Below are 11,867 nucleotides of genomic sequence, written 5' to 3' on the forward strand. Positions count from 1 at the left end.
GTCCGGGCATTGAATGAAAATTAGTCTCAGTTGTATACAAAATAATGCCATATTGAATTATCCTAGAATCGATAATCCAATCTGAGGCGCACAGTGCGGCCTGGCTGTAAGAAAGTATTTTGCCAGTTGGTATCGGCGGCCGGATGCAGATAGTTTTCATTAAACAGGTTGTAAAAACTGAGCGATGCTTCCAATCTTTTTACCCGAGGGACATCGGCCACTAGATTGAGATTGGAGAGCACATAGTTGTCAGTATTAGAGCCGTCAAGCGTCTTGCGTTTGCCGTAATATTGCAATTCATAACCTGCTCGTAGACCGGTAATCAACGGTATCGGGAGCGAGATATTGATTTTCCCCAGATGATAAGGGGAGTTAGGCAGATGCGAATCCTGTTGTTCTGCGTTCTGGATACCATAACTACCGCGAAAGCGTGCGCCCCAATGCCAGGTTTTATCGAACGATAATTCAGCGCCTCTGGCTAATACCTTTTTCGATGTCGATTGATATTGTGTCAGCCCGCTGAAAGGATCTATGCCTAATGTGATTAGGTTGTACATATCCCAGGCATATACGCTGGCACGTAGATTCATATCGGGTTGTGGTCGATAATCTGCGACGAGTTCAGCAGTATCAATAGATTCGCTGCGTAATCCCGGGTTTGCCACTTGAGATACCCCATCGTCATAATCGCGCTCAAAAGAATTGGGTGAACGATGAGCACGGCCATACAGAGCCTTAAAAGTGGTTTTGGGAGTTGCTTGCCAAATTATTGCACCGCGCGGGCTTAATCGGCTGCCAATCCAATCGTTGTGATCGTAACGTAACCCTGCAGTAACTGATAGAGTCTCGGTAATGTTCCATTCATCTTGAGCATATACACCGACACGCACAACTGAACTCTTGATCGCAACATTTTCTTCGGCGTTGTCAAAATTCTGGAAAGCTTGTTTAATCTGGGTGTTATTCTGATATTCGATGCCGAACATTAACTTATGATTAGTGATAGCAGTTGAAAGTAGACGCAGCTCAGCGCCGTGCCAATCACTGGGACCCGTCGATAAGGTTCTCTCGCCACTATACATCAAGGGATTATCATAACGATATTGACCGAGAAATAATCGACCGAGTACATTTAAAGTGTCATTGGCAAAATTGTTGTTGTACTGAACTTGCGTGTTAAGACGGCGATCGCGCTGAAATTGACCGGCTACCAGTGGATCTGAAAAAGAAATACCCGTAGGATCATCTTTGCGCCGGTTGCCATAAATAAAATCAAATGAGAATGGACCATGTGAGGCCCGTGCAAACATTTGCTTGACGTTCTCTCCATTCAGCTGGTGTGCTACTCCGGAAATGCCAGAATCCCCAAAATCAAAGAAACGATCTGCTCCTCGAGATTGCAAACCGGAGAATGAGATTAACGCATCCGTGCCATTGTCGAATTGCTTGCCTAAAGTGACGCGCTCCTGCGGCATGATTTCAGCTGTTTGATAGGAAGCTGAGATTTCTGCCCCTTTGATGTCAGCGCCTTTGCGGGTGATAATATTAATGACGCCAAGCATGGCATTCTGGCCGTAAACAGCGCTGCCCGGTCCCGGGATAAATTCAATTCGCTCAATCAAATCAATATCGAGCGGAAAATCCCGCCCCGTCGGTCCCTGATCGTAGGTGGCATCATTGATGCGGTTGCCATTGATCGTAACCAATACGCGGGTATTGAAATCTCCGGGTAGACCAAGGCCCCGAGTTCCCAGATATTCGTATTGGTAGTCATATGTGGCATGAATCCCTGGAAGACTGGCCAGTGCTTCACCCAATGTGCGCCAGCCGTAGATTCTAATGTCCTTACGGGTAATGACGCTGACAGCGGCGGCGACTTGCTGTTGTTTTTGCTCATACTTTGATGCACCGATGACACTGATATTCATCAATTGTTCCAGACTCAATTGCTCTAAGTTTGCTGTAGCAAAGACCAGAGGTGTTTGTGTGAAAAGTAAAACGGATAGCAATCTTGCTCTGGCAGAAAAACACAGAATAAGCGAGTGGGGTTTTTGTGAAATGAGCACGATGGGCTGCTTGAGTTCTAAATGTTAATATTTAAACATGTCAAGCGACTTCTCAATATCTGAGAAATAGGAGCTTTATTACCTTAAATCATTAAATGATAAGGATAGAATTTGATTTGCTGCAGAATTGCAGTTCTCTATAATGCGTTATGCAGATTACATTTTTATATTGATTTAGCTAAGACAGATCATTTTCTAGTAACCCGAGGAATCCACCTGATTGATGATTCCATAATTGCGCATAAAGTTGATTGTTGGCAATGAGTTTGGCGTGGCTGCCCTGCTCAACGATGCGGCCTTTGTCAAATACAATAAGCCGATCCATTGCAGCGATCGTCGAGAGTCGGTGCGCGATCGCGATCACCGTTTTTCCTTCCATAAGCTTGTAGAGGCTTTGCTGAATGCTGGCTTCGACTTCGGAATCCAATGCTGAAGTGGCTTCGTCAAGGACTAAAATGGGTGCATTTTTTAACAGCACACGAGCGATGGCAACGCGTTGCCGTTGACCACCCGATAATGTGACACCACGTTCACCGACATGAGCGTCATAGCCTGTTCGACCTTTAATATCCCTCAATGATAGAATGAATTCATGCGCCTGAGCTTGTTTGGCAGCTGTGACCATTTGGTCTTCGGTTGCATCTGGTCTGCCAAACAGGATGTTATCGCGCACCGATCGATGCAGCAGGGAAGTATCCTGCGTCACCATGGCAATATTAGCGCGTAGGCTATCCTGTGTTACTGTGCGAATATCCTGTTTGTCGATGGTGATGCTGCCTTGCTGCGTATCGTAGAAACGCAATAACAGGCTGACGAAGGTCGATTTGCCAGCACCTGATCGACCCACAATGCCCACTTTCTCGCCAGCGGCAATGTGCAAATTGAGATCATTGAAAATGTTGAGGGATTCTCGATACTCAGAGTAATAGGAAAAGGAAATATGGCTGAAGTGGATGGTGCCTTGATGTACTTGTAACTCTTTGGCATCACGCAGGTCAGTGACAAGCTGTGGTTTGGAAATCGTGTTGATGCCGTCTTGGACTGTACCCATGTTCTCGAATAGCGTGTTAACTTCCCACATGATCCAATGTGACATGCCGGTCAGCCGGATAGCGAGACTCATGACAATTGCTATGGCACCTGGCCCAATATCACCTTGTTGCCAGATCGTCAGACTCAATGCGCCGGTTGCGAATACCATCATCATATTGATGACCCAAACACAAAAATTCAGGCCTGTTGATAAGCGCATTTGTGGGTGCACCGTTGCCATGAATTCTTCCATGCCTGCCTGAGCGTACGCTGATTCACGTTGACTGCGTGAAAACAGTTTCAATGTCAGGATGTTGGTGTAACTGTCAACAATACGGCCGGTCATGAGTGCACGTGCATCGGCTTGTAAGGTGGATATACGTTTTAAACGCGGGACAAAATATGACAGGATGGCAATATATAAAACAAGCCAAATCAGCAAGGGCACACATAAAACCGGATCTGCATTGACGACCAGGAATAAGGTGGTGGTCAAGTAAACCGATACAAATAGCATGACATCGATCAGCTTGAGTACGGTTTCCCGGACTGATATTGCAGTTTGCATGACTTTGGTGGCGATGCGCCCGCTGAATTCGTGCTGAAAGAATGCATAGCTTTGGTTAAGCAGATAGCGGTGTGACATCCAGCGGACACGCATGGGGAAATTGCCCATCAGTGTTTGGTGGATTACTAATGAGTGCATTAATACTAATAGCGGTATTACTATCAGAATGAAAACTGACATGCCCAGTAAGGTTGGCCATTCCTCTTCCAGAAAGTGTTCGGTTTTCCTTTCTGCTAGCCAATCGACCATTTGTCCCAGAACGCTGTAGAGCATGGCCTCACTGACTGCAAGGCAAGTGGTCAGAATCGCTAACAACACAAGATAAGGTTCGATTCCCTGAGTGTAGTGGCGGCAAAACTGGTACAACCCCTGCGGCGGTTCAATGGGGTGCTCCGGAGGGTAAGGGTTGATCAGGCGTTCGAAGAAGCCGAGCATAGCCGCCTAACTTGAGCTAAGCTGCTCGAAGATTCTGAATCCAGCGACATAAGTACCAATTGCAGAACCCAATGTAGATAAAATAAAAATCAGCAAGATACGAGTTACCCGATTGCTCCACCAGCCTTTCAATGTGGTTGTGTCAGTTCTGAGTCGGTTAAAATCGCCAACTTTCGGCTTACGCAAATAAGTTTCTACGGCGGCCACTACCATGCCTGCACCAATGGTTGGATTGAGTGATGTTAGCGGAGCTGCCAGAAAAGCGGTCAGAATCGAGAGCGGATGCGCAAAAGCTATCGCTGCACCCAGCGCCGAAAGCCCGCCATTGATCACGATCCAACTAACGACCATGGCTGTCCCCAGTTCCGGGCTGCGCATAAAGCCAATAACAAATCCTGTGAGTATGAGTGCAACAATCAGCCACGGTATAAATTTGAGCCATTGCGAGGAAGGGGGAATAGTATCCAAATGTGCAATTCGCTCATCCGGATGGGTGATGCTTTGTGTCTCAAGCTGCTGCGTCATGCCATTCAGGTGGCCGGCGCCAATCACCGCGAGGATATGCTGGTAGTTGTTTTCTTTGCTTTCTTTGAGCAGGCGGGCGGACATGTATTCGTCGCGCTCACTGATGAGGGGATGAAATAGGTCTTTTTCATTTTCGGCGAACTGTGAAAAAGAACTTTCCAGAACATCACCTTCTTTGAGTTTCTCAATTTCCTCGGCGCTGAATTTTTCTTTGCTGATGACACTGCCTATCAAACCGGCAAAAAGATTCATACGCTTCCACCAGGGAACGTTGTGATAAATCCGTTTCATCGTTGTGCCGATTTCTCGATCTATCAATAAAACTGGTAATTTAGCATCTTGCGCATCTTTAATGGCGACACGCATTTCAGCGCCCGGCTCAATACCAAACTGTTCCGCCATACGTTGTTGGAAGGCGCCTAATGCGAGACTAGCAGCGACCATGCTGGCTTGGCCTTTTTTGATTACTTGGAATAGATCCATTTTAGCCATAGCGTCGGGGTTGACGATGACTTTGTGTCGGCTTGGGCACAATTCAACCGCCACCGCATCATAATTTCCCGTCGCAATTAACTCCTGCACCTTATCTGCGCTCGCTTTTGAGACATGCGCAGTTCCCAGTAATGTGATGCTGCAGTTGTTGACTTTAATAGTTTTGATTGGCTCAGCATGAATGCTAGATATGCCCGGTTCTTCAGTAGGTTGCTCTTCAATATTGACCATGGGTTATTGGATGAAAATAAATCATTAAGGAATGGCGGATGATACCAGTATTGCATAACAGTACAGTAGTTATCACGACGATAGCTAGAGTGGATGAAATTTGGGTAAGGTTGAGTAATGGAGCAAAAGCATTGGTAGATGTAAAGAGTTGTGGTATCGGTGTACAATTCAACAAAATAGATAGTAGCGTGATAGTTATTTGTACGCATAAATAAATACGAGGGAAAAGTAATTGTCATGAAGAAACTTTTTACTGCTGTTCTTTTTGCCGCAGCTATTATGTTGTCTAGTTGTGTGTCTTCATCAGAAAAACTTAATTCGCCTTATATATCACCCGCGCAATTTCAGACTTATAGCTGCGCTGAATTATTGGTTGAGATTGAGCGAATTCAAGCTAGAGTCAGTCAGTTAACAGGTAGATCAAATTCGGCCAATGATAAGTTGGCGCTAGATGCAGATTTATCACTTTCATGGACAGCATTATTTGCGTTGGCGGCAACTAAAGAGCAAGAAGCTGAGTATGCTCAACTTAAAAGTGAGTATGATGCGATACAACAATGGGCGGCTATTAAACAGTGTCCAGGTGTAATTCCTCCTGCTGAAAAACCTCCTGAATTTGATCCTGATCTGGTGGAGACAATTATACCCAATCCGGTCGCTAGTCAAAGGTAGCTGTGATGGAGCCGTGTGTTATTGATAGAGGTTTGTGAAAATCGGCGATGCTGGGCAAGGTAGCGGGGTGTCCAAGCATGGGGGCTTTTGTGCACAAAATGATAACGTGCGACGTGATAACTGGGGTCAAAGCCATAGAAATTAAGTTGCATATGCTTAAGTTCATGGTCACGGTAGCTTTGTAATGGCTTTTGTTGCTCGTCCGATTGGCGCTGATGTATTTTTTGTTGCAGGAGCGAAGGGAAATCTAGGCGAGCTGCGAGTGTTTCCGCAGTGCTCATTATTTTTTTTCTGAAATCTTCCAGATTTAAATTGAAGCAGTCATCAATCAGCCCAATATTTCTGGCTTCCATGGCGCCGACAGGGAGGCGATTCTGTATCAATAATTTCGCATTCAATGAACTAACTCTCCGAGGTAATAAATAGGTCCAGTACTCCGAGCCGTAAAGGTTGCCCATGCTTTTATAATGCGGGTTCAGGATGATACTGGCGCGCGTAAAAATATAATCAGCAGCCAGTGATAAAAAGACTCCTCCAGCACCAGCATTGCCTTGCAGTGCAGCAATCGTGAGCTGTCGATCGCTGGTAATGATAGTTTGTACCAAATTATTCATGGCATTGATATTGCACCAGGATTCATCGGCAGGGCTGGTGGCATTTTCGATATGATTGAGATGAATGCCGTTGCACCAGAAATCAGATCCACCCATTAGCACGATAACGCGAACTTTGCGTTCAGTCGCCGCGAGATATGCATCTCGCAGGCGCTCGCATTGCGTGGTATCCATAGCGCCGTTATAAAATACAAAGTGCAGGTAACCGACATCATTTTTCTGCTCAAACCAAATATCACGATAGGTTTCACTCAGCTTTACTGCAAAGGGGGCTGAGGGTATTTCGGGTACATCATCTAGGTGATTCTTTAAAACCATAGTAGCAGCCAGTTTAAAAGCCTGTTCAGTGCCATTTTTACGTTTTAAATGACCAATCCACACTGCGCCATCGATGGTAGCACGGCAAATCGCATTATTGCGCTTGGCTATGATAGTTCCTGGTTCACCAGTCAGTTTTTCTTCATGGTGGGCATCAAACAGATAATAAGATTCACCAAACAGCGTATCGAGTACCCCAGGAAATCCATCGGCAGCATGAATTTTTCTAATAACGATGTGTGTATTGTCTTGTTGCCAGTCGATGCTGCGATCGATTTGTCGCATCGGGCTATGTAAGCGGCCATGCACATCCGAATGTGAGTAATCCAGTGGGGTGGGGCGGTATGATCCGGATAGAAAACGTTTTATTGCTGTTAGTACTGCGCCGGTTGCAGCTTCAACGACTTCATGGCGATATAGGCTGCTTTTGCTGGCGTAACGCAGCGGAAAAGATTCTGTTGCCCAGATATCACCGGCATCCATTTCAGCATTGGCTTGTAATACTGTTACTCCCCATTCTGATTGATTTTTCATGATGGCCCAGTCCAGCGCGGATGGACCGCGATCTCCAGCAATTCCCGGATGCACGATAAAACAGGGCAGTTTGCGCCAGATTGTTTCAGGGATGGCACGTTTCAGAAAGGGTGCAATAATCAGATCAGGCTGAAACAGCTCGACAGCTTCACAGGTGACAGCGCCGTTAATATCAAATTCAATCGAAATGTCGTGCCCGAGCTGGGTTAACTCAACAAACAAGCGTTGTGTCAGGCAATTGAAGCTGTGTGTTAGGAATAGAATTTTCAATGTGCAAGGCTTAGCAGATGCGCGGTAATTGCTCGCCGTTTAACCAGTCAACGATACGTTTGCTACCAAAGCGGGTTTGCATTTGCACAAAGCAATGCGTGTCTTCGATGATTTCACCCACTATGGCGGCATTTTTACCCAGTGGGTGGGTTTGCATCACAGTTAGCAAATTTTCAGCATCCTCCGCTGCGCAGATTGCAATAAGCTTACCTTCATTAGCAATATACAATGGATCGAAGCCGAGAAATTCGCAGGCGGCTTGGACTTGTTCTTGAATAGGCAGTTTATTTTCATAGAGCATCATTCCTATCGATGATTGCTGTGCGATTTCGTTGAGTGCTGTGGCAACGCCGCCGCGCGTAGGGTCACGTAGTACGTGGATGTTTGGTGTTGCGCTGATCATTGTAGCGACCAGATCATGCAAAGCGGCGGTGTCGGATTCAATGTTAGTTTGAAAAGACAAATTTTCACGCCACGCCATGACGGCGATACCATGATCTCCCAAAGTGCCGGATACTAAAATTTTGTCGCCAGGCCGTGCATTCTCGCTGGAGATATTTATACCTTCAGGGACCATGCCAATTCCGGTTGTGGTGATGAACACACCGTCACCACTGCCTTTTTCTACCACCTTGGTATCACCGGTAACAATGGGTACTTTGGCTGCTTTTGTCGCTTGCGCCATGGAATCAACAATGCGCTTCAAATCAGCCAGTGGGAAACCTTCCTCCAGAATAAAGCTGGCAGCTAGATAACAAGGTTTGGCACCGGACATGGCGATGTCATTGATGGTGCCATGAATCGATAAGCTACCAATATCTCCGCCGGGGAAAAATAAGGGCGTTATCACATGGCTGTCAGTAGACATGACCATGCGTCCATTAAAACCCGGAAAGCAAGCTTGATCATTCATTGGTTTTAAGAATTCATTATCGAACGCTGCAACAAACAGCTGTTGAATCAACTGCGCCATCGAGCGCCCGCCGCCGCCATGAACCATCTCGATGCAGCCATGTTTCAAGTCAAGCGCGCGCGTGTAACCAAATTTGACTTTTCCTTTGTTGGACATTAGTTCTCCGATGTTGCAGGATGTGTATGATTTTTTTCTCGGAAGCGACCATAACTGTAATGAGCGGCGCAAGCGCCCTCCGAGGACACCATGCAGGAACCGATCGGGTTTTCGGGGGTGCAGACTGTGCCAAAAATTTTGCAATCTTGCGGCCGTTTGACTCCGCGTAAAATGGCGCCGCATTCGCAAGCTTTGTTGTCGGCGATCGACAGTGCTGGAATTTGAAAACGACATTCCGCATCAAAGTCGGCATAGCCTGATTTGATTTTTAGCGCGCTGTAGGGCACTAATCCCAGGCCGCGCCATTCGAAGACTCGACGCAATTCGAATACTTCAGCTACGAGCGATTGCGCTTTGATGTTTCCGGTTGGCAAAACTGCCCGAGTAAATTCGTTTTCAACTTCTGCACGGCCTGAATTGATTTGGCGTATTAGCATCAGTATGGCTTGCAGTACATCGAGGGGTTCAAAGCCTGCAATGACAACAGGTTTCTGAAATTCTTCGGCAAAATATTCGTAGGGGCGGCTGCCAATTACAACGGATACATGGGCTGGTCCGATAAAGCCATCTAATGGAACTACGCCAAATTCGCGGACTTCAGGTGACTGCAGGATATGGGAAATCGCTGAGGGCGTCAGGACGTGATTGCAAAATACCGTGAAATTATCCAGACCAAGCGCTTGTGCTTGTTTGATTGCAACAGCCGTCGGCGGTGTAGTGGTTTCAAATCCAATGGCAAAAAATACCACCTGATGTTGCGTATTTTCTTGTGCAATTTTTATCGCATCTGCGCTGGAATAAATCATACGTACGTCTGCACCTCGTGCTTTTGCTTTCTGTAAACTCATGCCGCTTGCAGTGGGTATGCGCAACATATCACCGTAACTGCATAATATCAGATCCTTTGTTTGAGCCAGTTGGATTGCATTTTCCACGCGGCCCATAGGTAAAACGCATACTGGACAACCAGGGCCATGAATCATGTGCACATTGTCTGGTAATAGGTCGACTAGACCGAAACGCGAGATGGCGTGTGTATGGCCGCCACAAAATTCCATGAAATGGTAATGACGTAGAGGATTTGCTTCAGCTGCGATATTGGTTGCGATGTTCTCTGCTAAAGTGCCTTCACGGAATTCATTAATGTATTTCATGTCGTGTTGTTCGCTTTATCGAATCATGGGCTTCTGTTGATGGAGGAAATTTCAGCAAACATTGCTAGAGTCAGTTCTGCTTCTGCCGGGTCCAGTTTCTGTAGTGCAAAACCTGCATGTAAAATAATATAATCTCCAGGAACAATATCTTCGACGAGTGCCAGAGAGATTTCTTTGCGAATGCCGCTTATATTTACTAGCGCATGATTGTTAGTTGTCAATTGCTCAACGTAGGCAGGAATAGCGAGACACATACGCGTTTAATGTGAGTTTCTAGAAGCTGAAATTATGACATAATTAATTATTCCAACTAACGAATAGACTTGAAAAGTGATTTGGCTAAATTTTCTTAGATATTTCTTAAAAATTTTAATAATTGGACTGTTTGTCTTTTCAGTTATGCAAAATACTGTTCGAGCTGATAACGGAGTATGGATTGATGTAGATACGGCAGAGCAAACATTGTTAGTGATGCAAGGCGATAGTGTTAAAGCAATTTTTGAGAATGTCGCCATTGGCCGTTATGGCACCACTTGGTCTAAGATGACTAAAGATGACAAAACCCCTTTGGGTAGATTCAGGGTCGGCTGGGTTAATGAGAAAAGCCGCTATTATCGTTTTTTTGGTCTTAATTATCCCAATCTTGACACAGCAAATCGTGCGTTGGAAGAAAATAGGATTGACGAAGAAACGTGGTTGTCAATCAAGCAAGCAAAAAGCAGAGGCAGAACACCTCCACAGGATACATTGCTTGGTGGACATATCGGAATACATGGTATTGGAAGAGGCGATCAAGAAATTCATTATAAATACAACTGGACAAATGGTTGTGTTGCGTTGACAAATGAGCAAATAGATCAGCTGGGTAGATGGATTAAACCTGGTATATGGGTGAACATCCGTTAGCAGTAGTACACCCAATTCATATGATTTTTATGACTTTGTGTTGGCTGCTTGAGTTTAAACTTGCAGAAGAATATACATTTTATTATACGCTTAGTGTATAACTTGTTGTGTTTGTAGCTAGGCTGTTGGTAAATTTGTCATAAAATCCATTTATTTTGCGAAAGAAATCAGATAAGATTCCAATGCGTTGCTGGTATTTTCTATTAGCAACTAGTAAAGTTGTGAATATTTGTGCATATTGAATAGAATAAACAACTGAGGAGATCGGAATGAAAGGAAAAATTCAGCATCCAGTACGTATGTTAGCACTGGCAGTAGTGGCAGGTGCTTTTATTGGATTGACGGGTTGTGCTACGACTGGTCAATTAGAAGAATTGCAAAATAAACATATCGCTGATATTGCTTCTGCGAAGGCTGATGCAGCAGCTGCTAAACAAGCCGCGGATGCTGCCAATGCAAAGGCAAATGATGCAGTGCGTATTGCAGACGAAGCAAACAGACGTTCATTGGATACAGAATCAAAAATAGATCGTATGTTTAAGAAAGCTATGCATAAATAAGTGGTTAGTTGTTATTATTGTATTCAAAAAACCCCTCTTTGGAGGGGTTTTTTATTATATTTATAATAGATGACTTTTTGATTGCATAAAACTACATAACAAGTTGATTATAAAAGAATAATATTATTCTATAAGAATTAGTTGTGACATAACCTTTATAATTATTAAACTGCCGCTTTCTTTGTGTGGTTGGTGTAGAGAGCGTGGAAAACTAAGGAAACACTGATTAATTCACCGCACACCAAGGGCTAATCGAGCGGTTTTGGGATATTGGGTTAAAATTTGCCATATTCTGGCTTGAATTGTGCTATTTCTTGCATTATTCCCCTTATTTCTTATCTTTAAGACGCAATCTGGCTGTCAGATCTACATAGAGCTTACTCAGAAATTCAGCAATCAGATATGCACTGCTAAATAAGAA

The 11,867-nt window shown here is 44.9% G+C and carries 10 protein-coding genes; 3 read left to right on the forward strand and 7 right to left on the reverse strand.

Annotated elements, in window-relative coordinates; all coding sequences use genetic code 11:
* Positions 1 to 62: 62 nt before the first annotated feature.
* The 3 genes from QZV86_RS08305 to QZV86_RS08315 form a co-directional block, all read right to left on the reverse strand.
* Positions 63 to 2,066: a TonB-dependent siderophore receptor gene (locus QZV86_RS08305; RefSeq protein ID WP_295626096.1), complete on the reverse strand. Its 2,004-nt coding sequence runs from the start codon at positions 2,064 to 2,066 to the stop codon at positions 63 to 65.
* A 178-nt stretch (positions 2,067 to 2,244) separates the two neighbouring features.
* Positions 2,245 to 4,101, reverse strand: coding sequence for an ABC transporter ATP-binding protein (locus QZV86_RS08310; protein ID WP_295626100.1), 1,857 nt, complete (start codon positions 4,099 to 4,101; stop codon positions 2,245 to 2,247).
* A gap of 6 nt (positions 4,102 to 4,107) precedes the next feature.
* Positions 4,108 to 5,349 (reverse strand): TraB/GumN family protein, encoded by a 1,242-nt coding sequence (locus QZV86_RS08315; protein WP_295626104.1) that lies wholly within the window; start codon positions 5,347 to 5,349, stop codon positions 4,108 to 4,110.
* 237 nt (positions 5,350 to 5,586) lie between these two features.
* On the opposite strand from QZV86_RS08315, the gene QZV86_RS08320 reads away from it, so the two are divergent.
* On the forward strand, positions 5,587 to 6,021 hold the full coding sequence (locus QZV86_RS08320; RefSeq protein ID WP_295626107.1) for a hypothetical protein: 435 nt from the start codon (positions 5,587 to 5,589) through the stop codon (positions 6,019 to 6,021).
* On the opposite strand, the gene QZV86_RS08325 is transcribed toward QZV86_RS08320, so the two are convergent.
* Genes QZV86_RS08325 through QZV86_RS08340 form a run of 4 tightly spaced genes read right to left on the reverse strand, consistent with a single transcriptional unit; the run spans position 6,012 to position 10,234 of the window.
* Complete coding sequence (locus tag QZV86_RS08325; RefSeq protein WP_295626110.1) at positions 6,012 to 7,757, reverse strand: hydrogenase maturation protein; 1,746 nt, start codon at positions 7,755 to 7,757, stop codon at positions 6,012 to 6,014. The genes QZV86_RS08320 and QZV86_RS08325 overlap by 10 nt on opposite strands.
* Positions 7,758 to 7,767: 10 nt before the next feature.
* On the reverse strand, positions 7,768 to 8,826 hold the full coding sequence (gene hypE / locus QZV86_RS08330; RefSeq protein ID WP_295626113.1) for a hydrogenase expression/formation protein HypE: 1,059 nt from the start codon (positions 8,824 to 8,826) through the stop codon (positions 7,768 to 7,770).
* The gene (gene hypD, locus QZV86_RS08335) at positions 8,826 to 9,980 is read right to left on the reverse strand and encodes a hydrogenase formation protein HypD (RefSeq protein ID WP_295626116.1); all 1,155 of its coding nucleotides are present in this window, start codon (positions 9,978 to 9,980) and stop codon (positions 8,826 to 8,828) included. The genes hypE and hypD overlap by 1 nt, the downstream gene beginning before the upstream one ends.
* Positions 9,981 to 10,003: 23 nt before the next feature.
* Positions 10,004 to 10,234 (reverse strand): HypC/HybG/HupF family hydrogenase formation chaperone, encoded by a 231-nt coding sequence (locus QZV86_RS08340; protein ID WP_295626119.1) that lies wholly within the window; start codon positions 10,232 to 10,234, stop codon positions 10,004 to 10,006.
* 145 nt (positions 10,235 to 10,379) lie between these two features.
* Between QZV86_RS08340 and QZV86_RS08345 the strand changes: the two genes are divergently transcribed.
* Complete coding sequence (locus QZV86_RS08345) at positions 10,380 to 10,886, forward strand: L,D-transpeptidase (RefSeq protein ID WP_295626122.1); 507 nt, start codon at positions 10,380 to 10,382, stop codon at positions 10,884 to 10,886.
* A gap of 269 nt (positions 10,887 to 11,155) precedes the next feature.
* Positions 11,156 to 11,446: an Lpp/OprI family alanine-zipper lipoprotein gene (locus tag QZV86_RS08350; protein ID WP_295626125.1), complete on the forward strand. Its 291-nt coding sequence runs from the start codon at positions 11,156 to 11,158 to the stop codon at positions 11,444 to 11,446.
* Positions 11,447 to 11,867: the final 421 nt, after the last annotated feature.

The sequence above is a fragment of the uncultured Nitrosomonas sp. genome (assembly GCF_902826915.1).
Taxonomy (GTDB): domain Bacteria; phylum Pseudomonadota; class Gammaproteobacteria; order Burkholderiales; family Nitrosomonadaceae; genus Nitrosomonas.

Bases quoted from the DNA above. Each gene is read 5' to 3' on its own strand.
- QZV86_RS08320 (WP_295626107.1), top strand. From the start codon at position 5,587: ATGAAGAAACTTTTTACTGCTGTTCTTTTTGCCGCAGCTATTATGTTG.
- QZV86_RS08315 (WP_295626104.1), bottom strand. From the start codon at position 5,349: ATGGTCAATATTGAAGAGCAACCTACTGAAGAACCGGGCATATCTAGC.
- hypD (WP_295626116.1), bottom strand. From the start codon at position 9,980: ATGAAATACATTAATGAATTCCGTGAAGGCACTTTAGCAGAGAACATC.
- hypE (WP_295626113.1), bottom strand. From the start codon at position 8,826: ATGTCCAACAAAGGAAAAGTCAAATTTGGTTACACGCGCGCGCTTGAC.
- QZV86_RS08350 (WP_295626125.1), top strand. From the start codon at position 11,156: ATGAAAGGAAAAATTCAGCATCCAGTACGTATGTTAGCACTGGCAGTA.
- QZV86_RS08310 (WP_295626100.1), bottom strand. From the start codon at position 4,101: ATGCTCGGCTTCTTCGAACGCCTGATCAACCCTTACCCTCCGGAGCAC.
- QZV86_RS08340 (WP_295626119.1), bottom strand. From the start codon at position 10,234: ATGTGTCTCGCTATTCCTGCCTACGTTGAGCAATTGACAACTAACAAT.
- QZV86_RS08345 (WP_295626122.1), top strand. From the start codon at position 10,380: ATGCAAAATACTGTTCGAGCTGATAACGGAGTATGGATTGATGTAGAT.